This is a genomic window from Streptomyces sp. NPDC001100, from assembly GCF_053598575.1.
This window is the reverse complement of record NZ_JBSFKO010000005.1, coordinates 68,885-92,721: the sequence shown is the minus strand read 5'-3', so window position 1 is coordinate 92,721 and position 23,837 is coordinate 68,885. Positions and strand designations below refer to the sequence as shown.

Genomic DNA, 23,837 nt, shown 5'->3' with positions numbered 1-23,837 from the left:
CCTACAGGGCGCGCCGCATCGCCAGGTGCGGAATGCCGGCGTCCGCGAACTCCGGGCCGTACGCCTCGTAACCGAGCCGTTCGTAGAACCCCAGCGCGTGCGTCTGTGCGTGCAGGTCCACCGCGGCCAGTCCACGCGCGCGTGCCGCGTCCTCGATGGCCCGCACCAGCGCGACCCCGACCCCGAGCCCGCGCGCCTCCTTGGTGACGGCCAGCCGCCCCAGGGACCCCACGGTGAGATCGCCGTCGGTCTTCGCGGCGGCCGCCTCGCCGTACAGCAGCCGCCCGGTACCGAGCGGCGTCCCGTCCTCGCGTACGGCGAGCACATGCGTCGCCGTGGCGTCGTACTCGTCGTACTCGATCTCCTGGGGCACGCCCTGCTCGACGACGAAGACCTCCTTGCGCACCGCGAAGCAGGCCTCGCGGTCGGCCGGATCCTCGGCGACGCGCACCGCGTACGGCGTCGGACTCATGCGTAGGTCTCCTCGCGCACCAGGTCCAGGGCCTGCTGGAGGTCGTCCGGGTAGCCGCTCTCGAACTCGACCCACTGGCCGTCGGCGGGGTGCTCGAAGCCGAGCCGTACGGCGTGCAGCCACTGGCGGGTCAGGCGCAGCCGCTTGGCGAGCGTCGGGTCGGCGCCGTACGTCAGGTCGCCCACGCACGGGTGCCGGTGGGCGGCCATGTGGACGCGGATCTGGTGGGTGCGGCCGGTCTCCAGCTTCACGTCGAGCAGGGAGGCCGCGCGGAACGCCTCGATGAGGTCGTAGTGCGTGACCGACGGCTTGCCCTCGGCGGTGACCGCCCACTTGTAGTCGTGGTTCGGGTGGCGGCCGATGGGGGCGTCGATGGTGCCGCTGGTCGGGTCGGGGTGGCCCTGGACCAGCGTGTGGTAGCGCTTGTCGACCGTGCGTTCCTTGAACTGGCGCTTCAGCGAGGTGTACGCGCGCTCCGACTTCGCGACCACCATCAGGCCGGAGGTGCCGACGTCGAGGCGGTGCACGATGCCCTGGCGCTCGGCGGCACCGGAGGTGGAGATGCGGTACCCGGCGGCGGCCAGGCCGCCGATGACGGTCGTGCCGGTCCAGCCGGGGCTGGGGTGGGCGGCGACGCCGACCGGCTTGACGATCACGATCACGTCGTCGTCGTCGTAGACGATCTCCATGCCCTCGACCGGCTCGGCGACGATCTGCACGGGCGCGGGCGCCTGCGGCATCTCGACCTCCAGCCAGGCCCCGCCGTGCACGCGCTCGGACTTCCCGACCACCGAGCCGTCGACCGTGACCTTCCCCGCCGTGGCCAGCTCGGCGGCCTTCGTACGGGAGAAGCCGAACATGCGGGAGATGGCGGCGTCGACACGCTCGCCCTCCAGGCCGTCGGGCACGGGCAGGTTTCGGATCTCGGGAACTGTGCTCACCCGGTCGAGTATGCCGGACGGGTCCGACACCGCCTTACCTGAGCCCGTGCGCGCGGGCCCCGCGGGCCTGTGCTCAGTCCTTGTGGACCGTGCCGTCCGGGTCCAGGCCGCGGAAGGAGAGCAGCACGATCAGGATGCCGCCGCAGACGATCGCCGAGTCGGCGAGGTTGAAGACGGCGAAGCCCTTGGGCGCGATGAAGTCGACGACCTCGCCCTGGAAGATGCCGGGCGAGCGGAAGATCCGGTCGGTGAGGTTGCCGAGCGCGCCGCCCAGGAGCAGTCCGAGCGCGATCGCCCAGGGCAGGCTGTAGAGCTTGCGGGCCAGCCGGGCGATCACCACGATCACGGCGGCGGCGATCATCGTGAAGATGACCGTGAAGGCCGCGCCGAACCCGAAGGCCGCGCCGGGGTTGCGGATCGCGTGGAACTCCAGCCAGTCCCCGAAGACCTCGATCGGCGCGTGGTGCTCCAGCTTGGCCACCACGAGCAGCTTGCTCACCAGGTCGAGGGTGTACGCGAACGCGGCCACCGCGAACAGCACGGCGATCCGGCGCCTGCCCCGGGGAGGAGCGCTCTGGCCCTGCTCCGGCTCGGCCCCCGCCGCCTCTGGGGTATCCGGCGTACCGATGATGCGCTCCGCCTCTGCCACGTGAGTCCCTCGAACCTAGGTACCTGACTGAGGAAGAGGGTACGGCACACCTCTCGGCACCCTCTGTACCGGCGTTCAGTACCGGCGTTCAGTACTGGCATTCAGTAACGGCGCTCAGTAACGGCGTTCCTGCTTCTGCTTGCACTCGACGCACAGGGTGGCCCGCGGGAAGGCCTGCATGCGCGCCTTGCCGATCGGGTTGCCGCAGTTCTCGCACAGGCCGTAGGTGCCCGCGTCCAGCTTCCCGAGGGCGCGCTCGGTCTGGATCAGCATCTCGCGCGCGTTGGCGGCCAGCGCCATCTCGCTCTCGCGCGTGATGTTCTTGGTGCCCGTGTCGGCCTGGTCGTCGCCCGCGCCGTCCCCGGAGTCCCGCATCAGACCGGCCAGGGCCCGCTCGGTGGACGTGATCTCCTCGCTCAGCCGCTCGGCGTCGGCCTTCAGCTCGGTGCGGGCCTCCTCGACCTCCTGAGGCGTCCAGGGGTCCTCGCCCGGGCGGACCGCCAGCTCGCCCGGCCCGGCCGCCGCGGCGAGCCGCGCCTTCGGAACCGGTGTCTTCGCCGCCGTGGCCGTGCCAGAAGTCTTCTTCGCAACCACCGTCGTGGCTCCCGTCTGCTCCGCGGCCCGCGCCGCGCCCGCCGTTGCCTTCTTGGCCGCACTCTTCGTGCGCTTCGCGCTGTTCGTCGTCTTGGCGGTCGCCGTCGACCCGGCCGTCGACCTCGCGGCCGGCTTCTTCGCCGTCGCCTTCTTCGCGGTCGATTTCGTGGCCGTCCTCGTGGCGGTGCCCTTCGGGGACTCGTTCAGGGCGACGGCCGCCTTCGGGGTCGCCGTCTTCTTCGCAGCCGCTTTCTTCACAGCCGTCTTCTTCGCGTTCACGGCCGTCGTCTTGGCGGCCGTTCTCTTCACAGTCGTCTTCTTCGAGCCGGTCACCTTCTCGGAACCGGTCGCTTTGTCCGAGCCACTCGTCCTCTTCGCACCGCTCGCCTTCTCCGAAGAAGCCGCCCTCGTAGCGACCGCCTTCTTCGCCGCGGTCTTCTTCGTTGCGGTCTTCTTCGCCACCATGGCCGCGGCCCCTTCACATTTTGTGATCACGCACGCGAATCGTGCTGGGACGATAAATCGACTTGAGTCCCGCGGCAACGGGGCACGCCGCCCGATTCGTCCACCCCTCCGGTCCCGCGCGGCGAGCCTTCATGCGTTGTGCCCAGCTCCCCGCCGGGTAATCCGCCGAGCCCGCCGCCCCGGACCTCGAACGCGCGTTCAGCGCCATTCGAGTCATACGACGGGCCGGGAAGCCCCCGCGCGAAGCCCCCCGCCGTGGCCCCCGCAAAACCGGTCGGCCGCTGTCGGCGCGGGCCCGTACACTGGGCGGAGCGAGAAGCGTGGATGGGGACGAGTAGCGGCGTACGCAGCCCAGAGCGACCCGGGGACGGTGGAAGCCCGGGGGCGAGCGCGACGCGAAGATCACCCCGGAGCCGCCGGAAGAAAGCCGCAGCCGACCGGCCGAGGCGAGTAGACCCGGTATCGCGACCCCAATGAGGGGGCTCATTGGTGCGCAGGGTGCACCGGGGAGCCAAGGAGGGTGGTACCGCGGGAGCGCGCCGCACACGGCGTACGGAAAGTCGTAGCTCTCGTCCCTCCGGACGGAAGGCAGAAAGTCCGCCGGAGGAAGCTCGCTGATGACAACGCCGACGTACCGCCAGGTGCCCGCCCAGGTCGACCTGCCCGCGCTGGAGCACGCCGTGCTCGACTTCTGGCGCGAGCAGAAGATCTTCGCCAAGACCCTGGACCAGTCCGAGGGGCGCCCCGAGTGGGTGTTCTACGAGGGCCCGCCCACGGCCAACGGCATGCCGGGCGCCCACCACATCGAGGCGCGGGTCTTCAAGGACGTGTTCCCCCGCTTCCGCACCATGCGCGGCTACCACGTGGGCCGCAAGGCCGGCTGGGACTGCCACGGCCTCCCGGTGGAGCTGGCGGTCGAGAAGGAGCTGGGCTTCACCGGCAAGCAGGACATCGAGGCGTACGGCATCGCCGAGTTCAACGACAAGTGCCGCGCGTCCGTGACCCGGCACACCGACGCCTTCACCGAGCTGACGACCCGCATGGGTTACTGGGTCGACCTCGACGACGCCTACCGCACGATGGATCCCGAGTACATCGAGTCGGTCTGGTGGTCCCTCAAGGAGATCTTCAACAAGGGCCTGCTGGTCCAGGACTACCGCGTCGCCCCGTGGTGCCCGCGCGACGAGACGGGCCTGTCGGACCACGAGCTGGCGCAGGGCTACGAGACCGTCGTCGACCCCTCCGTGTACGTCCGTTTCCCGCTCACCTCCGGTCCGCTGGCCGGTCGTGCCGCGCTCCTGGTCTGGACGACGACGCCCTGGACGCTGGTGTCCAACACCGCCGTCGCCGCTCACCCGGAGGTCACCTACGTCGTCGCGACGAACGGCGAGGAGCAGTTCGTCGTCGCCGAGCCGCTGCTCGCCAAGGCCCTCGGCGAGGGCTGGGAGACCACCGGTGAGACCTTCACCGGTGCCGAGATGGAGCGCTGGACGTATCAACGTCCGTTCGAGCTGGTTGAGTTCCCGGAGCCGGCCCACTACGTGGTGAACGCGGAGTACGTGACGACCGAGGACGGTACGGGTCTGGTCCACCAGTCCCCCGCCTTCGGTGAGGACGACCTCAAGGTCTGCCGCGCGTACGGCCTGCCGGTCGTGAATCCCGTCCGCCCCAACGGCACCTTCGCCGAGGACGTCCCGCTGGTGGGCGGTGTCTTCTTCAAGAAGGCCGACGAAAAGCTCACCGAGGACCTGAAGGACCGCGGTCTGCTCTTCAAGCACGTGCCGTACGAGCACAGTTACCCGCACTGCTGGCGCTGCCACACCGCGCTCCTGTACTACGCGCAGCCCTCCTGGTACATCCGCACCACCGCGGTCAAGGACCGCCTCCTCCAGGAGAACGAGAACACCAACTGGTTCCCGGACACCGTCAAGCACGGCCGGTACGGCGACTGGCTGAACAACAACATCGACTGGGCGCTGTCCCGCAGCCGCTACTGGGGCACCCCGCTGCCGATCTGGCGCTGCGCGGACGACCACCTCACGGTCGTCGGTTCCCGCGCGGAGCTCACCGAGCTGACCGGCACCGACCAGTCGGGCCTGGACCCGCACCGCCCGTTCATCGACGCGGTCACCTTCGCCTGCCCGCAGTGCGGCGAGACGGCCACGCGCGTACCCGAGGTCATCGACGCCTGGTACGACTCGGGTTCCATGCCGTTCGCGCAGTGGGGCTACCCGTACAAGAACAAGGAGATGTTCGAGTCGCGCTACCCGGCGCAGTTCATCTCCGAGGCGATCGACCAGACCCGCGGCTGGTTCTACACGCTGATGGCCGTCGGCACCCTGGTCTTCGACAAGTCGTCGTACGAGAACGTCGTGTGCCTCGGCCACATCCTCGCCGAGGACGGCCGCAAGATGTCCAAGCACCTGGGCAACATCCTGCAGCCGATCCCGCTGATGGACCAGCACGGGGCGGACGCGGTGCGGTGGTTCATGGCGGCGGGCGGTTCTCCGTGGGCGGCCCGCCGGGTGGGCCACGGCACGATCCAGGAGGTCGTCCGCAAGACGCTCCTCACGTACTGGAACACGGTCGCCTTCCAGGCCCTGTACGCGCGCACGTCCGACTGGGCACCGAGCGCGGCGGACCCGGCCCCGGCCGACCGCCCGGTCCTGGACCGCTGGCTGCTGTCCGAACTCCACGCGCTCACCGACCAGGTGACGCAGGCTCTGGAGTCCTACGACACCCAGCGCGCCGGCAAGCTCCTGTCGGCGTTCGTCGACGACCTGTCCAACTGGTACGTCCGCCGCTCCCGTCGCCGCTTCTGGCAGGGCGACAAGGCCGCGCTGCGCACCCTGCACGAGGTCGTCGAGACGGTCACCAGGCTGATGGCCCCACTGACCCCGTTCATCACCGAGCGGGTCTGGCAGGACCTGATCGTCCCGGTGACCCCGGGCGCCCCGGAGTCGGTCCACCTGTCCTCGTGGCCGGAGGCGGACCTGTCCGTCATCGACCCGGAGCTGTCCCAGCAGATGGTCCTCGTACGGCGCCTGGTGGAGCTGGGCCGGGCCACGCGCGCGGAGTCGGGCGTCAAGACGCGCCAGCCGCTGTCCCGCGCGCTGATCGCGGCGACGGGCTTCGCCGCCCTGGACCGCGAACTGCACGCGCAGATCACGGAGGAGCTGAACGTCGAGGGCCTCGCCTCGCTGAGCGAGGTCGGCGGCTCGCTGGTCGACACCACGGCGAAGGCCAACTTCCGCGCCCTGGGCAAGCGGTTCGGCAAGCGTGTCCAGGACGTGGCGAAGGCCGTCGCGAACGCCGACGCGGCTGCCCTGTCCCTCGCCCTGCGCGAGGGCACGGCGACCGTCGAGGTGGACGGCGAGACCATCACGCTGGCTCCGGATGAGGTGATCATCACAGAGACTCCGCGTGAGGGCTGGTCCGTGGCCTCCGACTCGGGTGCGACGGTCGCGCTCGACCTGGAGATCACGGAGGAGCTGCGGCAGGCCGGCCTGGCCCGTGACGCGATCCGGCTGATCCAGGAGGCCCGCAAGAACAGCGGCCTGGACGTGGCCGACCGCATCGCGCTGCGCTGGACGTCGACCGACCCGGAGGTCATCTCGGCGCTGGCCGAGCACGCGGGGCTGATCGCCGACGAGGTGCTGGCGACGGACTTCTCCCAGGGCGAGGCGGACGACACGTACGGCGTCCCGTTCACGGACGAGGGGTTGTCGCTGGTGTTCCGCCTGCGTAAGGCGTAAGCACCACTGGTGTGAGAAAGGGCCCGGTCTCCGTGGAGGAGGCTGGGCCCTTTCTCATGCCTTCAAGTAGGAGCAGCAGGCGTGCGCGGTTCCTGCGCCCCTGAAGGAACCCGCACACAAAAGGGCGGGGCCCCCGGAAGATCCGGGGGCCCCGCCCTTTGAACGCTGCCGACGCCCGAGGCGTACTACAGGCCGGTCAGTTGTCGTCCTCGTCGATCAGGAAGCCACGCATCGGCGAGGGCGCCTGGCCCATCGGGGACGGACCCTGCGGGCGGACCGGAGCCATCGGCTGGGTCATCGCCGGGGACATCTGCTGCTGGCCGCCGTAGGACGGTCCGGCCGGAGCCGGGCCTCCCATGCCACCCATGCCCTGCGGGCCACCGTACGACGGGGCGCTCGCGCCGGCCGGAGCCATCGAGGGCGCCGGGGACGGCGGAAGCGACGCGGCGGCCGGAGCCCGCGGCGGAGCGAGCGAGTCGTCGGCCTGGGTCTCCAACTGGCGCAGCTGGGACTCCAGGTAGGACTTCAGACGCGTGCGGTACTCGCGCTCGAAGCCGCGCAGGTCCTCGACCTTGCGCTCCAGCGTGGCGCGGGCGGACTCCAGGGAGCCCATCGCGACGCGGTGCTTCTCCTGCGCGTCCCGCTCCAGGGCGTCGGCCTTGGCACGGGCGTCGCGCTCCAGACCCTCGGCGCGCGAACGGGCCTCGCCGACGATCTTGTTGGCCTCGGAACGGGCCTCGGCGATCGCCTGGTCGGCGGTCTGCTGGGCCAGCGAGAGGACACGGGCGGCGCTGTCGCCACCGGGGCCCTGCTGCGGCATGCCGCCGCCCATGGGTCCGCCCATGCCCATCTGCTGCTGCATGGGGGGCTGGCCCATCTGACCCTGCATCGGGCCCTGGCCCATCTGCTGCATCTGGCCCTGCATGGGGCCCTGGCCCATCTGGCCCTGCATCGGACCCTGGCCCATGGGGCCCTGTCCCATCGGACCCTGGCCCTGCGGGCCACCCTGACCGCCGGGGCCGGGCGGCAGCTGCGGGGCGCCGCTCGGCAGCTGGGGCGGGCCGCCCATGGGGCCGCCCATCTGCTGCTGCGGCGGGCCCGATATGCCGGCGGGCACCGGGGCGCCCGGACCGCGCATGCCCTGCTGCGGCATGCCTTGCGGGGGCATGCCCTGCTGGGGCATCCCCTGTTGCTGCATGCCGCCCTGCTGCTGGTCCTGATCCGGGGGCTTGCGCATGTTCTGCTGGTTCTGGGCAGCGGCACGCGTGGCCGCTGCCAGTTTGGCGCGCAGGTCCTCGTTCTCGCGGAGCAAGCGCGTCAGTTCGGCTTCGACCTCGTCGAGGAAGGCATCAACCTCGTCCTCGTCATAGCCTTCTCGGAGGCGGACGGTCGTGAACTGCTTGTTCCGCACGTCCTCGGGGGTCAACGGCATCTCTTCACCTCAACGTAGTCATCGGCAGTCGGCAAGACCGTATCGTCCACTGTCACCCCGCGAGATTGCCCACGATAGAGATCAAGATGTAGACGATGATCATCAGGACGAAGAAGGACAGGTCGAGCGCCACGCCCCCGAGACGCAACGGCGGAATGAACCGCCGTAGAAGCTTCAACGGTGGATCGGTGACAGTGTAGGCGGCCTCCAGAACGACCACCATCGCCTTGCCGGGTTGCCATGAGCGGGCGAACTGGAAGACGTAGTCCATGACCAACCGGAAGATGAGCACGATGAGGAACACCATCAGCGCGATGTAGATCACCTGCGCGAACACGCTCATGGTCTGTCTTTCCCTCTCCCCTGTTCCGTGCTTCCTAGCGGCTGTCTGTCTCAGCTCTGATTGAAGAACCCGCCCTCTGCGATGCGGGCCTTGTCCTCCGCCGTGACATCGACGTTAGCAGGCGACAACAGGAACACCTTCTGCGTCACCCGCTCGATGCTGCCGTGAAGACCAAACACCAAACCGGCCGCAAAGTCGACAAGTCGCTTGGCGTCTGTGTCATCCATCTCAGTCAGATTCATGATCACCGGGGTGCCTTCACGGAAGTGTTCCCCGATGGTACGGGCCTCGTTGTAGGTCCGGGGGTGAAGTGTGGTGATCCGGTAAGGCTCTCGTTCCGACACGACCTTGGGCATGATCACCGGTGCGTTCTTCTCCAGGGACTGGCGTTCTTGTGTGATGGATGCCACGGGCGCGATGCGCGCCGGACGCCCTGATTCCGCACCCAGTGAAGCGGAATGGGACACCGGGTCGCGAGGGGCCGGAGGCTGCACCACTCGTACCGGTTCGTCCCTTTGGGACTGATGTGAACTGTGCGCCTGGTGCGACGGCTCGTGCCGCCGCCGGTCCCGCTCGGGCTCAGGGTCCAGTTCGGGTTCGAAGTCGTCATCGGGGTCGAAACCCCGGCCGTCGTACCCATCGTCCTCCACGAGGCCGAGGTAGACCGCCATCTTGCGCATCGCGCCGGCCATTCTCTGAGTCCTCCGCTCTGTGGTGGATCGGCTGACGACTGCCAAGTGCCCGCGATCCACGAGGTCGTTGTGCCCGCCTTCGGCGGCAATGACCATATTTTCTGCTGTGGTCCGACTTCCTGGCGACGTTACCCGAGCCTGGGGCGCACGCCGAGTACCGCAGTGCCGACGCGTACATGTGTCGCTCCGGCTGCCACGGCCTGTTCGAGGTCCGCACTCATCCCTGCCGACACCATGTTCGCAGCCGGATGGGCTCGGCGCAGGTCAGTCGACAAATCCATCAACCGCCCGAACGCCTCCAGTTGGCGTCCCGCGTACTCCCCGGTGAGCGGAGCGACGGTCATCAGACCATCGAGCCGCAGCCCCGGGGAGGCGGCCACCAGGTCGGCCAACTCCCCGACGCCGCCCGGTCCCACGCCACCGCGCTCGCCCCGCCCGCTCACTCCCGCGTCCAGCGCGACCTGGATGAGACAGCCCAGTTCGCGCCCGGACCGCTCGGCCTCCTTGGACAGCGCGGTCACGAGCCGGGCCCGGTCGACCGACTGCACGACATCGGCGTAACCGACCACGGATCGCACCTTGTTGGTCTGCAACTGGCCGACGAAGTGCCAACTCAGCGGCAGATCCGCGCATTCGGCCGCCTTCGGGGCGGCGTCCTGGTCCCGGTTCTCGGCGACATGACGCACACCGAGTTCGGCCAACGTCCGTACGTCGCTCGCCGGGTAGGTCTTGGTGACCACGATCAGGGTCACCTCTTCGCGCTTCCGCCCGGCCGCGGCACAGGCGGCGGCGATGCGTTCGTCGACTTTCGCCAGATTCGCGGCGAGTTCGTCCCTACGGTCCGTCATGCACCATCAGTCCAGCCACACATAGCTCGCGAGCCGCCCGGTGGTGCGGTCACGGCGGTACGAGAAGTGATCGCCCGATTCACGGGTGCACACCGGCGACCGCTCCCGGTCGCGCACCCCGAGCCGGTCGAGCTGCGCGTGCGCCCCGGCGGTCACGTCGACCGCGGGAGTGCCCCAGCTCGTCTCGGCGTACGCAGCGGGTTCCACGGCGGCGACATCGGCGCGCATGTCCGCGGGCACTTCGTAGCACCGGCCGCAGACGGCGGGTCCGGTGCGGGCGACGATCCGGGCGGGATCGGCGCCGAGTTCCGTCATGGCCCGTACGACGGCGGGTACGACCCCCGCCACCATGCCCGGGCGTCCGGCGTGGGCCGCGCCCGCGATCCCGGCGACCGGGTCGGCGAGCAGGACCGGGGTGCAGTCGGCGGTCAGGACCGCGAGGGCGAGTCCGCGCCGGGCGGTGACGAGCGCGTCGACGGAGGGGATGTCCGAGGACCCCCAGGGCCCGTCGACGACGGCCACGTCCGCGCCGTGCACCTGGTTCATCCAGACCACCAGGGCCGGGTCCAACCCCAGTGACTTGGCGGCCAGTTCGCGGTTGGTACGGACCGGTTCGGGCTCGTCGCCGACCGCGCCGCCGAGGTTGAGCTCCTCGTACGGAACGGCGCTCACCCCGCCCCACCTGTCGGTGAAGGCGAAGTGCGCGCCGCTCACGGTGTCGAGCTGTCCTATCACTTCAGGAAGTCCGGTACGTCCAGCTCCTCGGCGGCGCTGTCAGAGTAGGTCCGCGACGGCGGGACCGGCGGAGCGACCGGGAGGTCGGCGACCGGCTCCGGAGCGGCCTCCGGCTCCTCCTTGGGCTTGACGCTGCCGAGCGAGCCGAAGGACGGACGGCTCTCGGTCTGCCGTGCCGGAGTCGGCTCGTCGCGGCGGGCCGAGGACGAGCCCATGGTGGACTCGCGGCGGGTCGGCGGCTGACCGCCGTCGAAGCCGGCCGCGATGACCGTGACCCGCACCTCGTCGCCGAGGGCGTCGTCGATGACGGCGCCGAAGATGATGTTGGCCTCGGGGTGGGCCGCCTCGCTGACCAGTTGGGCCGCTTCGTTGATCTCGAACAGGCCGAGGTCGGAGCCGCCGGAGATGGAGAGCAGGACGCCGCGGGCGCCGTCGATGGAGGCTTCGAGGAGCGGCGAGGAGATCGCCATCTCGGCCGCCGCCACCGCGCGGTCGTCGCCGCGGGCCGAGCCGATGCCCATGAGGGCCGAACCGGCCTCGGACATCACGGACTTGACGTCGGCGAAGTCGAGGTTGATGAGACCGGGGGTGGTGATCAGGTCGGTGATGCCCTGGACGCCGGAGAGCAGGACCTGGTCCGCCGACTTGAAGGCGTCGAGGACCGAGACCTGGCGGTCCGAGATGGACAGCAGCCGGTCGTTCGGGATGACGATGAGGGTGTCGACCTCTTCGCGGAGTTCGGCGATGCCGTCCTCCGCCTGGTTCGCCCGGCGCCGTCCCTCGAAGGTGAACGGGCGGGTGACCACGCCGATGGTGAGGGCGCCGAGGGAGCGGGCGATGTTGGCCACGACGGGCGCGCCGCCGGTACCGGTGCCGCCACCCTCTCCGGCCGTCACGAAGACCATGTCGGCCCCCTTGAGGACCTCCTCGATCTCCTCGCGGTGATCCTCGGCGGCCTTGCGGCCGACGGCCGGGTTGGCGCCGGCGCCGAGTCCGCGGGTGAGTTCGCGGCCGACGTCGAGTTTGACGTCGGCGTCGCTCATCAACAGCGCCTGCGCGTCGGTGTTGATGGCGATGAACTCGACGCCCTTGAGACCGACCTCGATCATCCGGTTGATGGCATTGACACCACCGCCGCCGACACCGATGACCTTGATGACTGCGAGGTAGTTCTGCGGTGCTGCCACGTCGAAGGCCTCTCGCCTCGAATTACGTCGCCGTCACCGTGCGGTTCCGCGCGGGACGGCAGATGCCGAATGGGACGGTCCGTAGCGCCGACCCGAACCCTAACGTTGAAGTTTAGGGTTACCAGTGTGTCTGTTCCTTGAAGTCTTCTGAACAGGACACTAAGTCGACAAGTGGCGCACGTTCAACGAACACGCCGAACCTCCCGTTTTTCTTTTCACCCTATGTGATCAGCCGTAGCGCTGCCCAACCAGGGTGCTGGCCTGCGCGAATGTGCGTCAACTCCCGGCTGACGCAGGGGCGGTGGGCACACTTACGTCGAAGTGCCGGGCTCCGGAAGCTGCTTTCATGAGAGCGGTGAGCGTACGCGCCTTCGCCGCGCCCTTGTCGCCGCTTCCCCATGAGACGGTCCGGCCGCCACTCAACTCCAGTGAGATGTCGTCGTAGGAACGGACCTTGACGACCTGTGTGTCGCGTGCGACGGCGGCCGGAATGTCACCCGCGACGCGCACCGCCTCGCGGACGAGCCGGTCCTCGCCGAAACGGCGCAGGCCGACGGCGGACGAAGCTGTTCGGGAGAGCGTCAATTCGAGGGTGGGAACGGACTTGGGTGGCGTGGAAACGGTGGCGAATCGCACGCCCTCGTCGTCCACTTCGATGAAGTTTCCGCCCTTTTTCACCACCAGGACCGGGCTGCGTTCGGTCACTTTCAGCCCGATTCCGTGAGGCCAGGAACGGACTACGTCAACGGTGTCAATTCGGGGCAATTTACTGCGGAGTCGGGCTTCGATCGCATCGGTGTCGACGGAAATGAGCGGTCCGCCGACCGGAACTCCGGCGGCTTCGCGCACCTGCTCCGGCGTCAGGACTTCGGTCCCGGAGACCGACACTTTCTCGACCCGCAGCCACTGCGAGCCGTAGAGCAGCCAGACCGTGGCGGCGCCCAACAGGACTGCGGCGAGGGCGAGTACGACAATCAGACGAAGGCGTCGCGGCCCCAGGCGCCGGACAAGGGGCGGGCCGGACGACTCCTGTTGGCGTTCACCGCGCTCGGCGGTCGTCGGTCCGGCCACGATCCCCTGCCTCTCTCACATAGGGCTAGCGGTGCCGCGAGGCGATCGCCTCGTACACCATGCCGACGAGGAGGTCGTCGGCGTCCCGGCGGCCGAACTCGCTTGCCGCGCGCGACATCTCGTACAGCCGGTGCGGGTCGGCGAGCACAGGCAGGACGTTGCCCTGGACCCACTCGGGCGTCAGTTCCGCGTCGTCGACCAGGAGTCCGCCGCCGGCCTTGACCACCGGCTGGGCGTTCAGCCGCTGTTCGCCGTTGCCGATGGGCAGCGGGACGTAGGCGGCCGGGAGTCCGACGGCGGAGAGTTCGGCGACGGTCATCGCGCCCGCGCGGCAGAGCATCATGTCGGCCGCGGCGTACGCGAGGTCCATCCGGTCCACGTACGGTACCGGGATATAGGGGGGCATCCCCGGCATCTGGTGCACCTGCGGCAGTTCGTTCTTCGGGCCGACCGCGTGCAGGATCTGGATTCCGGCCTGTTGGAGGTACGGCGCGACCCGCTCGACCACCTCGTTGAGGTGCCGGGCGCCCTGCGAGCCGCCGGAGACCAGCAGCGTCGGCAGGTTCGGGTCGAGCCCGAACGCGGCCCGGGCCTGGGGCCGTACGGCCGCGCGGTCCAGGAGGGCGATGGAGCGGCGCAGCGGGATGCCGATGTAACGGGCGCCCCGCAGCTTGCTGTCCGGGGTGGAGACGGCGACCTGGGCCGCGTAGCGCGAGCCGATCTTGTTGGCCAACCCGGGCCTGGCGTTGGCCTCGTGGATCACGATCGGCACGCCGAGGCGCTTGGCGGCGAGGTAGCCGGGCAGTGCCACATAGCCGCCGAAGCCGACGACCGCGTCCGCCTTGGTGCGCTCCAGGATCTGCTCGGCGGCCTTGATCGTGCCGCGCAGCCGGCCCGGCACGGTGATCAGTTCCGGGGTGGGCTTGCGGGGCAGCGGTACGGCGGGGATCAGCGCGAGTTCGTAGCCCCGCTCGGGTACGAGGCGGGTCTCAAGGCCGCGTTCCGTGCCCAGCGCCGTGATCCCCACGGTGGGGTCCTGCCTGCGCAGGGCGTCCGCGAGGGCGAGCGCGGGCTCGATGTGGCCGGCGGTCCCCCCACCGGCGAGTACGACATGCACCGAAATTCACCGCTCTCCGGACGAACGCGCCGCCGAGGCACGCCGTCGCATCGTGTTCCATCTGCGGGGACTCCGGCCGGAACCGGGTCCCCTGGCCCCCCGTTTTCTACCAAAGCGGGGTTGCCGCATCGCAAGCGCCGCCCGCGCAGCGGGGTCGTCGCGCGCGAAGGCGATCAGCAACCCGATGGCGAACATGGTCGGCAGCAGGGCGGAACCCCCGTAGGAGAACAGCGGGAGCGGGACGCCGGCGATCGGCAGCAGGCCGAGCACCGCACCGATGTTGATCACCGCCTGAGCGGTGATCCAGGTGGTCACGCCTCCCGCGGCATACCTCACGAAGGGGTCCTCCGTGCGTCCGGCCACGCGGATACCCGCATAGCCTAGAGCCGCGAAGAGGGCGAGGACCGACAGCGTGCCCGCCAGGCCCAGTTCCTCACCGGTGACGGCGAAGATGAAGTCGGTGTGGGCTTCGGGGAGTTGACCCCATTTCTCCACACTCGCACCGAGCCCGGAGCCGAAGATCCCGCCCGATGCGAGCGCGTAGATCCCGTGCACGGCCTGCCAGCAGTCGGCGACCCCGGTCTTGGGCTCGGTGGCGCCGATGCAGGCGAGCCGGGCCATCCGGTTGGGGCTGGTCTTGATGAGGATCACACCGATCACGCCCGCGATCGACAGCACTCCGGCGAAGAGCCGGGTCGGCGCTCCGGCCAGCCACAGCAGGCCGAACAGGATCGCGGTGAGGATGATCGCCGTACCCATGTCGCCGCCGAGCATGATCAACCCGAGCAGCATGAACGCGACCGGCACCAGCGGCACCAGCATGTGCTTCCACTGGGAGAGCATCGCCTTGTCCTGCTTGCGGGCGAGCAGGTCGGCGCCCCACAGGACGAGGGCCAGCTTGCCGAACTCGCTGGGCTGGATCTGGAACGAGCCGCCCAGCGAGATCCAGTTGCGGTTGCCGTTGACCGACATCCCTATCCCCGGCAGCTGCACCAGCGCCATCATGAAGACGGCGCCCGCGAGGATCGGATAGGCCAGCGCCCGGTGCAACTTGACCGGCATCCGCGAGGCGGCCAGCGCCAGCACCCCGCCGATACAGGCGGCGAGGAACTGTTTGCGGAAGAAGTACGAGCCGGGCAGCGACAGTTGGAGCGCCGTGATCTGGGAGGCCGAGTAGACCATCACCAGGCCGAGTACGGTGATCAGCACGCTGCCGCCGGCGATCAGGTAGTAGGCGGTCAGCGGCCGGTCCCAGGCCCGGCGGGCGTTGGTGTACAGCCGGCGTACGGGGTTGTCCCGTACGGTCCGTGCGGCGGCGGGACGTCTGGGGGTCCGCTGCTGCACGGGCGGCCGGCCGGTACGGCTACTGGGCATCAGCGCCTCCGCTCACGTCGGTCAGGCGCCGAGTTCGCGAACCGCCTGGGCGAACGCGTCACCGCGCTTGTTGTAGTTGGCGAACATGTCCATGGAGGCGCAGGCCGGGGCGAGCAGCACCGTGTCGCCGGCGGCGGCGAGCCGCTGTGCCTCCTGGACAGCCGCGAGCATCGCCCCAGTGTCGGTCCGGGCGAGGTCGACGACGGGTACTTCCGGGGCGTGTCGCGCCAGGGCTTCCCGGATGAGCGCACGATCGGCGCCGATCAGCACCACACCCCGAAGTCGGTTTGCCGACTTGGCGACGAGTTCGTCGAAGGTGGCGCCCTTGGCGAGTCCGCCCGCGATCCACACGATCGACTCGTAGGCCGCCAACGAGGCTTCCGCCGCATGGGTGTTGGTGGCCTTGGAGTCGTCGATGTACGCGACACCGTCCACATCGGCCACGTGGGCGATGCGGTGCGCGTCGGGCGTGAAGGCCCGCAGCCCGTCCCGTACGGCCTTGGCGGGCACCCCGAAGGCGCGCGCGAGGGCAGCGGCGGCAAGGGCGTTGGCGATGTTGTGCGGGGCGGGCGGATTGACGTCGGAGATCTCCGCCAGCTCCTGCGCGTTGCGCTGCCGGTCCTCGACGAAGGCGCGGTCGACCAGGATGCCGTCCACGACGCCGAGTTGGGACGGGCCAGGGCTGCCCAGCGTGAACCCGATCGCCCGGCACCCCTCCTCGACGTCGGCCTCGCGGACCAGGTCCTCGGTGGCCTTGTCGGCGACGTTGTAGACGCAAGCGACCCGATTGCCTTCGTAGATACGGCCCTTGTCGGCGGCGTACGCCTCCATCGAGCCGTGCCAGTCGAGGTGATCGGGAGCCAGGTTGAGAACCGCGGCGGAGTGGGCGCGCACCGAGGGCGCCCAGTGCAACTGATAGCTCGACAGTTCGACGGCGAGGACGTCGTACTCCTCGTCCCCGAGTACGGCGTCCAGGACCGAGACGCCGATGTTGCCGACGGCCGCCGTGCGCAGGCCGCCCGCCTTCAGGATGGAGGCGAGCATCTGGACGGTGGTGGTCTTGCCGTTGGTGCCGGTGACGGCCAGCCAGGGGGCCGCGTCGGGGCCGCGCAGGCGCCAGGCCAGCTCCACGTCGCCCCACACCGGTACGCCCGCCTCACGGGCCGCCGTGAACAGGGGCTTGTCGGGCTGCCAGCCGGGGGTGGTGACGATCAGTTCGGTGCCGTCGGGCAGGGTCGCCCCGTCGCCGAGGCGCACGGTGATGCCGAGCGCCTCCAGGTCGGCCGCCTGGGCCCGGGAGCGCTCGTCGTCGCCGTCGTTGACGACCGTGACGAGCGCGCCGAGGCCGTGCAGGACCTTGGCCGCCGGGATCCCGGAGACACCGAGTCCGGCGACGGTGACGTGCTTGCCCTCGAAGGAGAGCCCCTGCCCATCGGTCACTTTTCCGCTGCCCATCCCGCGTAGAAGAGGCCCAGGCCGACGATCACGCAGATGCCCTGGATGATCCAGAAACGGACCACCACGAGCACTTCGGACCAGCCCTTGAGTTCGAAGTGGTGCTGGAGCGGGGCCATGCGGAAGACCCGCTTGCCGGTCAGCTTGAAGGAGCCGACCTGGATGACCACCGACATGGTGATGAGGACGAAGAGGCCACCCATGATGGCGACCAGCAGCTCGGTGCGGGAGAGGATCGCCAGACCGGTGAGGACACCGCCGAGGGCGAGTGAGCCCGTGTCACCCATGAAGATCTTGGCCGGTGAGGTGTTCCACCACAGGAAGCCCAGGCAGGCACCCATCAGCGCGGAGGCGATGACCGCGAGGTCCAGCGGATCGCGCACTTCGTAGCAGGCGTTCGGGTTGGTCAGGGTCGTCGCGTTGGCGCAGGACTCCTGGAACTGCCAGACACCGATGAAGGTGTAGGCGCCGAAGACCAGCACCGAGGCGCCGGTGGCGAGGCCGTCCAGACCGTCCGTCAGGTTCACGCCGTTCGACATCGCGAGAATCATGAACAGCGCCCAGATCACGAACAGGATCGGGCCGATCTTCCAGCCGAAGTCCGTGATGAACGACAGCTTCGTGGACGCCGGGGTGTTGCCGCGGGCGTCCTGGAACTGCAGGGCGAGCACCGCGAAGCTGATGCCGACGATCAGCTGGCCGGCCATCTTCGCCTTGGCCCGCAGGCCCAGCGAACGCCGCTTGACGATCTTGATGTAGTCGTCGAGGAAGCCGACCAGGCCCATCCCGACCATCAGACCGAGCACCAGCAGACCCGAATAGGTCGGCGCGTAGCCGGTGATGACCTTGGACAGGAAGTACGCGGCGACCGTCGCGAAGATGAAGGCGATACCGCCCATCGTCGGCGTACCGCGCTTGCTGGCGTGCTCGCGCGGGCCGTCGTCGCGGATGTACTGGCCGTAGCCCTTGCGGGCCAGCAGCTTGATCAGCAGCGGGGTGCCCACCAGGGTCAGGAACAGACCGATGACTCCTGAGAACAGGATCTGCTTCATCATCGGACGGCAACCTCACCCTCGGTACCGGCCTCGACGAGCGCCTGCGCCACGCTCTCCAGACCGACCGACCGGGACGCCTTCACGAGAACGACGTCTCCCGGGCGCAACTCGCTGCGCAACAGGTCGACCGCCGCCTGTGCGTCGGACACGTGCACCGACTCCTCACCCCACGAACCCTCGTTATATGCGCCCAGTTGCAGCCAGGACGCTTCCCTGCCCCCGACCGCGACGAGCTTGCCGACATTGAGCCGGACGGCGAGCCGTCCGACCGCGTCGTGCTCGGCGAGCGCCTCGTCCCCGAGCTCGGCCATCTTGCCGAGCACCGCCCAGGTCCGCCGTCCCTTGCCCATGGCCGCGAGCGCGCGCAAGGCGGCTCGCATGGACTCGGGGTTCGCGTTGTAGGCGTCGTTGACGATGGTCACGCCGTCCGGTCGCTCGGTGACCTCCATCCGCCAGCGGGAGAGGGAGCCCGCCTCGGAGAGCGCGGTGGCGATCTCGTCTGCGGACATGCCCAGCTCATGGGCGACGGCGGCCGCGGCGAGCGCGTTCGACACGTGGTGCTCACCGTACAGGCGCATGGTCACTTCGCTGCACCCGGAGGGTGTGTGAAGGCTGAAGGCGGGCTGTCCGCTGTCCGTGAGTCTCACGTTCTCGGCCCGTACGTCCGCTTCGCCGGACTCTCCGAAAAGGATCACCTTCGCCTTCGTACGGGATGCCATGGCCCGTACGAGCGGATCGTCGGCGTTGAGGATCGCCGCCCCGTTTTCCGGCAGTGCCTCTACGAGTTCGCCCTTTGCCTGCGCGATCTGCTCCCGGCCGCCGAACTCCCCGATGTGGGCGGTGCCGACGTTGAGGACGAGACCGATCTGCGGTGGCGTCAGATCCGTGAGGTAGCGGATGTGACCGATTCCGCGGGCGCCCATCTCCAGGACGAGGAACCTCGTCTCGTCGGTGGCGCTCAGCGCGGTCAGCGGCAGCCCGATCTCATTGTTGAACGATCCCGGTGTGAACACCGTGGGCGCCTTGCGCGAGAGCACCTGGGCGATGAGGTCCTTGGTGCTGGTCTTGCCCGCCGAGCCGGTGAGGGCGACGAGGGTCGCGCCGAGCCGTCGTACGACATGGCGGGCGAGGGCGCCCAGGGCGCTCTGGACGTCGTCCACGACGATCGCGGGAACGCCGACCGGGCGGGACGCCAGGAGGGCCACCGCGCCCGCCTCGACGACCGCCTGCGCGAAGTCGTGGCCGTCGACGCGCTCGCCGACGAAGGCGACGAAGAGGCTGCCTGGTTGCACTTCCCTGGAGTCGCGGACCACCGGGCCGGTGACCTGGACGGACGGATCCGGTATGTCGTGCGTCTGCCCGCCGACGACTTCTGCGATCTCGGCGAGGGAGAGGGCGATCACAAGTTCATCCCTGGGTCTTCTGGATAGCTTCGCGAAGCACCTGGCGGTCGTCGAAGGGACGGACCACTCCGGCGATGTCCTGGCCCTGCTCATGGCCCTTGCCCGCGACCAGCACGGTGTCCCCCGGCTGTGCGCGGGCGACGGCGGCGGCGATGGCGGCGGCCCGGTCCTCGAAGACCTGGACCTCGCCGCGCTCGTGCGCGGGCACGGAGGCCGCCCCCTGGAGCATGGTCGCGAGGATCGCGAGGGGATCCTCGGAGCGGGGGTTGTCCGACGTCAGTACGGCGGTGTCGGCGAGCCGGGCCACGGCCGCGCCCATCGGCTCACGCTTCGTCCTGTCCCGGTCCCCACCGCAGCCGAGCACGACGTGCACCTTGCCCTCGGTGACCTTGCGCAGCGCGCGCAGGACCGATTCGACGGCGTCCGTCTTGTGGGCGTAGTCGACGACCGCGAGATACGGCTGCCCGGCGTCCACGCGCTCCAGACGCCCCGGCACGCCCGGCACGGCGGCGATGCCGTCGGCGGCGAGCTGCGGGTCGAGGCCCGCGGTGGCCAGGGCGGCGATCGCGGCGAGGGTGTTGGCCACGTTGAAGGAGCCGGCCAGCGGCGACCTCGCGGTGATCAGCTCGCCCTTGGGGCCGACTGCGGTGAACGTCGAGTCCATGGGGCCGATCTCGACGTCCTCGGCGCGCCAGTCGGCGTCCGGGTGGCCCTCGGCGGAGTAGGTGGTCACGGGGACCGTGGCCTCGCGCGCGAGCCTGCGGCCGTACTCGTCGTCGAGGTTGACCACTGCCTGGCGGCTGCGCAGCGGTGTGAACAGCTGCGCCTTGGCCTGGAAGTAGTCCTCCATGCCGGAGTGGAACTCCATGTGCTCCGGGCTGAGGTTGGTGAAGACCGCGATGTCGAAGATGCAGGCGTCGACCCGGCCGAGGACCAGCGCGTGGCTGGAGACCTCCATGGCGACCGCGTCGACCCCGCGCTCGCGCATGACCGCGAACAGGGCCTGGAGATCGGTGGCTTCGGGGGTGGTGCGCTCCGACTTCATGCGCTCGTCGCCGATGCGGGTCTCGACCGTGCCGATCAGACCGGTGGACCGGACCGTTTTCAGCCCGCCCTCCACGAGGTAGGCGGTGGTCGTCTTCCCCGAGGTACCGGTGATGCCGATCTGGAGCAGATCGCGGCCGGGGTGGCCGTAGATGGTGGCCGCCAGCTCGCCCATCTGCCCGCGCGGATCGGCCACGACCAGTACCGGCAGGCCGGTCGCGGTCGCGCGGTCGGCGCCGGCGGGGTCCGTCAGGACGGCGACGGCACCGAGGCCGGCCGCCTGGGCCACGAAGTCGGCGCCGTGCACTCGGGCGCCGGGCAGCGCGGCGTACAGGTCGCCGGGGCGGACGGCGCGCGAGTCATGGGTGATGCCCGTGACCTCGGCGGTCGACTCCGGCTCGGCGGCGCCCAGTTGGTCGGCGAGTTCCGCGAGGGGTGTGGCGGAGAGCTGCACCGGCCTGGGCGGCCCCGGGTATGTCACGGATGCGCCCTTCTGGGGGGTTTGGGACTGATCGGCGGGTGGCACGGCGGTGAGCGTACCGGGCGCACCCGCCTCCGAGCGAAGCGAGGGGCGGGGGTCGCCCTGGTTCCCGGACTGGGAGGTGATCATGGTCACGGATCGGTTCCTGGCTGTTGCGCTGATCAGGGAGTGAAGGTCACGGGCAGATTCGCGGCCTTCGCCCCGGTGGGCGGGACCTGGAGGGTCTTGAGGGCGAACTCCATCACCTGCTTGTAGATCGGTCCGCAGATCTGACCGCCGAAGTAGCTTCCGCTGGTGGCGTTCTGGATCGCGCAGTAGACGGTGATGCGGGGGTTGTCGGCGGGCGCGAACCCGGCGAACGACGAGGTGTAGCCCTTGTACTTGCCGGTGGCCGGATCCACGCGGTTGGCGGTGCCGGTCTTGCCCGCGACCCGGTACCCCGGAATCGCGGCCTTACCACCCGTGCCCTGCTCGTCGTCCACCACGGACTCCAGCATCTGGGCGAGGGTCTTCGCCGTCTTCGCACTGATGACCCTGGTCTTCTTGGGCGTCGCCGCAGGTGTGAAGCGGCCGTCGGGCCCCTTCGTGCCGCGCACCAGGGTGGGTTCGATCCGGACTCCGCCGTTGGCGACCGTCGAGTAGACGGAGGCCGCCTGGAGCGCGTTGAGGGACATGCCCTGGCCGAAAGGAATCGTGTACTGCTGCGAGGTCGACCATTTGTCCGGGGTCGCGAGGATGCCCTTGGTCTCGCCCGGGAAGTCGAGCCCGCTGTAGGTGCCGATGCCGAACTTGTGCAGATACGAGTACAGGACCTCGTTGGCCTGCGCCTGCGTCTTGCCGAGCTGGCCGGCCGCCTCGATGGTGCCGATGTTGCTGGACTTGGCGAGGACGCCGTTGAGCGTCAGGTTCCAGGTCGCGTGGTCGACGTCGTCCTGGAAGAGGCGGTCGCCGCGGTGCAGCCGGTTCGGCACGACGACATGCGTCAGCGGGGTGGCCACGTTCTCCTGGAGTACGGCGGCCATCGTCATGACCTTGGCGGTGGAACCGGGCTCGTAGGCGTCCTGGAGGGCCGCGTTGCCCAGGGAGGCCGCGTTGGCCTGCGCGAGGTCGTTCGGGTCGAAGCCGGGTGCGTTGGCCATGGCGAGGATCTCTCCGGTGCGGGTGTCCTGCACTATCACGTACCCGCGGTCCGCCTTGGACTTCTTCACCTGCTCCGTGATGGCGTTCTGCGCGGCCCACTGGATGTCGCGGTCGATGGTCAGCTCGACGTCGGAACCGGGCACCGCCGGCGTCTCCGTGGAGCCCGCGGTGGGCACCTGGAGGCCGCCGGACTGGGCGTAGCGGACCTTGCCGTCCTTGCCGGTCAGGTCCTTGTTCAGCTGCTGCTCGACCCCGCCGCCGCCCTTGCCGTCGGCGTTGACCCAGCCCAGTATCCCGGCGGCCAGATCACCGTTCGGGTACACGCGCTTGGTGGTGGGGACGGCGAGGACACCGGCAAGGACGTTGACCGTGGTGGGATCGGTTCCGGACTTGGTGGTGAGCGCGCTCTTCAGGTCCTTGATCTGCTTCCAGACCTGCGGGGTCTGCCGGTTGGCGAGCACCACGTAGCGCAGGTTCTTGTTCGCCGGCCTGAGCTTCTTGACGATCGAGGCCTGGTCCACGCCGAGGATCGGGGCGAGGAGGGCGGCGGCCTGCTCGGGCCCGTCGTCGATCTTGAGCTGCTTGCGCGTGAACAGCGTCGGGTCGGCGGTGATCGTGTACGCGTCCACGCTGGTCGCGAGCGCCACCCCGGAGCGGTCGGTGATCTCGCCGCGCTCGGCGGCCAGGACGTAGTCGACGTACCGGTTCTGCGCGGCCTTGGCGGCGTACGCGCTCGCGTCGACGGCCTGTACCTGGAGCAGTCGTACGACGAACGCGATCAGGACGAGGGTCAGCGCGAGGCTGATCATCCGCAGCCGGGGGCGGGGGCTGCCGAGCCGGAGGGAGCGCGGGCCCCCCGGGCGGGCGGCGGGCGGGGCAGATGCCGGGCGGCGGGCCGGGCGGGCGCCGGGCCCTGGGCGGCGGCGGGCATCGGGCCGTTCGGGCCTGGCCGGTCCGGGCACTCGGCGGCGCGGCGGTTCCCTGTCGGACACTTCCGTCACCTGCCGGGTGTAGTCGGGGTGGAGGACTGAACGGTCGAGGACTGCGCTGTGGAGGGCTGGGCCGGCTGTACGGACCGGGCCGGGGCGGGCGTGGCCACGGGTGCCGCGCCGGGCGCGGGGGTCGGGCTCGGGCTCGTGCTCGGCCTGCTGATGAGCGCCTCCGGGGCGAGGACCACCGGTGTGTCCGGCGAGGTCTTCTCGGCGGCGGCCTGCTCCGGGACACCCTTCACGGTGCCGTTCGGGTCGAGGAAGGCGGGGTCTCCCCCGGGCACCATGCCCAGCTCGTGCGCGCGGCGCTGGAGGGCGTCGGGGGCGGAGTAGGCGTCGACGTCCCGCTGGAGGGCCTGTTCCTCGTCGGTGAGGCTCTTGGTCTGCTTCTGGAGGTCGTCCAGCTTGAACTGCCCTTCGCTGAGCGCGGAGTTCAGCACCAGCAGTCCGATCAGGCCGCCCCCGAGGAGGAGCACGACAAGGAGGACGAACGGGGTACGGGCCGCCTGTCCGGGGCCGGTCGGGAAGAGCCGCGCGAGCCGGGCGGCCCTGCCCCTCAGTTCGGGTTTCCTACTCACTCACGCACCCCGCACTC

20 protein-coding genes are annotated in these 23,837 nt (G+C 69.8%); 1 reads left to right on the top strand and 19 read right to left on the bottom strand.

Annotation, left to right across the window (positions count from 1 at the left end; translation table 11 throughout):
- Position 1 precedes the first annotated feature (1 nt).
- From ACWDEW_RS08695 to ACWDEW_RS08680, 4 genes are all read right to left on the bottom strand, one after another.
- Positions 2-472: a GNAT family N-acetyltransferase gene (locus ACWDEW_RS08695; protein WP_450510895.1), complete on the bottom strand. Its 471-nt coding sequence runs from the start codon at positions 470-472 to the stop codon at positions 2-4.
- Positions 469-1,413, bottom strand: a complete 945-nt coding sequence (locus ACWDEW_RS08690; protein WP_450510893.1) for an RluA family pseudouridine synthase — start codon at positions 1,411-1,413, stop codon at positions 469-471. Before ACWDEW_RS08690 ends, ACWDEW_RS08695 begins: the two co-directional genes overlap by 4 nt.
- 73 nt (positions 1,414-1,486) lie before the next feature.
- On the bottom strand, positions 1,487-2,062 hold the full coding sequence (gene lspA / locus ACWDEW_RS08685; RefSeq protein WP_450510891.1) for a signal peptidase II: 576 nt from the start codon (positions 2,060-2,062) through the stop codon (positions 1,487-1,489).
- Positions 2,063-2,176: 114 nt separating this feature from the next.
- Positions 2,177-3,121, bottom strand: coding sequence for a TraR/DksA family transcriptional regulator (locus ACWDEW_RS08680; protein WP_450510889.1), 945 nt, complete (start codon positions 3,119-3,121; stop codon positions 2,177-2,179).
- A 617-nt stretch (positions 3,122-3,738) separates the two neighbouring features.
- Here ACWDEW_RS08680 and ileS point away from each other — a divergent pair.
- On the top strand, positions 3,739-6,876 hold the full coding sequence (ileS, locus tag ACWDEW_RS08675) for an isoleucine--tRNA ligase (protein ID WP_450510887.1): 3,138 nt from the start codon (positions 3,739-3,741) through the stop codon (positions 6,874-6,876).
- Between the two features lie 196 nt (positions 6,877-7,072).
- Here ileS and ACWDEW_RS08670 read toward each other — a convergent pair whose 3' ends face one another.
- From ACWDEW_RS08670 to ACWDEW_RS08600, 15 genes are all read right to left on the bottom strand, one after another.
- Positions 7,073-8,308 carry a DivIVA domain-containing protein gene (locus tag ACWDEW_RS08670; RefSeq protein WP_019067747.1) on the bottom strand — a complete coding sequence of 412 codons (1,236 nt, stop codon included), beginning with the start codon at positions 8,306-8,308 and terminating at the stop codon, positions 7,073-7,075.
- 52 nt (positions 8,309-8,360) lie between these two features.
- Positions 8,361-8,651, bottom strand: coding sequence for a YggT family protein (locus tag ACWDEW_RS08665; protein ID WP_019067748.1), 291 nt, complete (start codon positions 8,649-8,651; stop codon positions 8,361-8,363).
- Positions 8,652-8,701: 50 nt separating this feature from the next.
- Positions 8,702-9,343 carry a cell division protein SepF gene (locus ACWDEW_RS08660; RefSeq protein WP_026178397.1) on the bottom strand — a complete coding sequence of 214 codons (642 nt, stop codon included), beginning with the start codon at positions 9,341-9,343 and terminating at the stop codon, positions 8,702-8,704.
- A 128-nt stretch (positions 9,344-9,471) separates the two neighbouring features.
- The gene (locus ACWDEW_RS08655; RefSeq protein ID WP_362982930.1) at positions 9,472-10,191 is read right to left on the bottom strand and encodes a YggS family pyridoxal phosphate-dependent enzyme; all 720 of its coding nucleotides are present in this window, start codon (positions 10,189-10,191) and stop codon (positions 9,472-9,474) included.
- A gap of 6 nt (positions 10,192-10,197) precedes the next feature.
- Positions 10,198-10,926 carry a peptidoglycan editing factor PgeF gene (gene pgeF, locus ACWDEW_RS08650; RefSeq protein WP_450510884.1) on the bottom strand — a complete coding sequence of 243 codons (729 nt, stop codon included), beginning with the start codon at positions 10,924-10,926 and terminating at the stop codon, positions 10,198-10,200.
- The gene (gene ftsZ / locus ACWDEW_RS08645) at positions 10,923-12,113 is read right to left on the bottom strand and encodes a cell division protein FtsZ (protein WP_450510882.1); all 1,191 of its coding nucleotides are present in this window, start codon (positions 12,111-12,113) and stop codon (positions 10,923-10,925) included. Before ftsZ ends, pgeF begins: the two co-directional genes overlap by 4 nt.
- Positions 12,114-12,389: 276 nt before the next feature.
- On the bottom strand, positions 12,390-13,184 hold the full coding sequence (locus ACWDEW_RS08640) for a cell division protein FtsQ/DivIB (protein WP_450510880.1): 795 nt from the start codon (positions 13,182-13,184) through the stop codon (positions 12,390-12,392).
- Between the two features lie 25 nt (positions 13,185-13,209).
- A complete protein-coding gene (gene murG, locus ACWDEW_RS08635) occupies positions 13,210-14,301 on the bottom strand; it encodes an undecaprenyldiphospho-muramoylpentapeptide beta-N-acetylglucosaminyltransferase (RefSeq protein WP_019067754.1) in 1,092 nt (363 codons plus the stop codon).
- A 6-nt stretch (positions 14,302-14,307) separates the two neighbouring features.
- The gene (gene ftsW, locus ACWDEW_RS08630; RefSeq protein WP_450510878.1) at positions 14,308-15,675 is read right to left on the bottom strand and encodes a putative lipid II flippase FtsW; all 1,368 of its coding nucleotides are present in this window, start codon (positions 15,673-15,675) and stop codon (positions 14,308-14,310) included.
- 21 nt (positions 15,676-15,696) lie between these two features.
- Entirely contained in the window at positions 15,697-17,130 is a 1,434-nt protein-coding gene (gene murD / locus ACWDEW_RS08625) for a UDP-N-acetylmuramoyl-L-alanine--D-glutamate ligase (protein WP_450510876.1), read from the bottom strand.
- On the bottom strand, positions 17,112-18,185 hold the full coding sequence (gene mraY / locus ACWDEW_RS08620; RefSeq protein ID WP_381242069.1) for a phospho-N-acetylmuramoyl-pentapeptide-transferase: 1,074 nt from the start codon (positions 18,183-18,185) through the stop codon (positions 17,112-17,114). The genes murD and mraY overlap by 19 nt, the downstream gene beginning before the upstream one ends.
- Positions 18,182-19,588, bottom strand: coding sequence for a UDP-N-acetylmuramoyl-tripeptide--D-alanyl-D-alanine ligase (locus tag ACWDEW_RS08615; protein ID WP_450510874.1), 1,407 nt, complete (start codon positions 19,586-19,588; stop codon positions 18,182-18,184). The genes mraY and ACWDEW_RS08615 overlap by 4 nt, the downstream gene beginning before the upstream one ends.
- 4 nt (positions 19,589-19,592) lie before the next feature.
- Positions 19,593-21,113, bottom strand: coding sequence for a UDP-N-acetylmuramoyl-L-alanyl-D-glutamate--2,6-diaminopimelate ligase (locus ACWDEW_RS08610; RefSeq protein ID WP_450510872.1), 1,521 nt, complete (start codon positions 21,111-21,113; stop codon positions 19,593-19,595).
- Between the two features lie 161 nt (positions 21,114-21,274).
- Positions 21,275-23,245: a peptidoglycan D,D-transpeptidase FtsI family protein gene (locus ACWDEW_RS08605; RefSeq protein WP_450510870.1), complete on the bottom strand. Its 1,971-nt coding sequence runs from the start codon at positions 23,243-23,245 to the stop codon at positions 21,275-21,277.
- Between the two features lie 5 nt (positions 23,246-23,250).
- Positions 23,251-23,820 carry a septum formation initiator family protein gene (locus tag ACWDEW_RS08600; protein ID WP_450510868.1) on the bottom strand — a complete coding sequence of 190 codons (570 nt, stop codon included), beginning with the start codon at positions 23,818-23,820 and terminating at the stop codon, positions 23,251-23,253.
- Positions 23,821-23,837: the final 17 nt, after the last annotated feature.

Coding starts and splice junctions, on each gene's coding strand:
- ACWDEW_RS08695 (WP_450510895.1), bottom strand. CDS start 472: ATGAGTCCGACGCCGTACGCGGTGCGCGTCGCCGAGGATCCGGCCGAC.
- ACWDEW_RS08680 (WP_450510889.1), bottom strand. CDS start 3,121: ATGGTGGCGAAGAAGACCGCAACGAAGAAGACCGCGGCGAAGAAGGCG.
- ileS (WP_450510887.1), top strand. CDS start 3,739: ATGACAACGCCGACGTACCGCCAGGTGCCCGCCCAGGTCGACCTGCCC.
- ACWDEW_RS08670 (WP_019067747.1), bottom strand. CDS start 8,308: ATGCCGTTGACCCCCGAGGACGTGCGGAACAAGCAGTTCACGACCGTC.
- ACWDEW_RS08665 (WP_019067748.1), bottom strand. CDS start 8,651: ATGAGCGTGTTCGCGCAGGTGATCTACATCGCGCTGATGGTGTTCCTC.
- ACWDEW_RS08660 (WP_026178397.1), bottom strand. CDS start 9,343: ATGGCCGGCGCGATGCGCAAGATGGCGGTCTACCTCGGCCTCGTGGAG.
- ACWDEW_RS08655 (WP_362982930.1), bottom strand. CDS start 10,191: ATGACGGACCGTAGGGACGAACTCGCCGCGAATCTGGCGAAAGTCGAC.
- ftsW (WP_450510878.1), bottom strand. CDS start 15,675: ATGCCCAGTAGCCGTACCGGCCGGCCGCCCGTGCAGCAGCGGACCCCC.
- murD (WP_450510876.1), bottom strand. CDS start 17,130: ATGGGCAGCGGAAAAGTGACCGATGGGCAGGGGCTCTCCTTCGAGGGC.
- mraY (WP_381242069.1), bottom strand. CDS start 18,185: ATGATGAAGCAGATCCTGTTCTCAGGAGTCATCGGTCTGTTCCTGACC.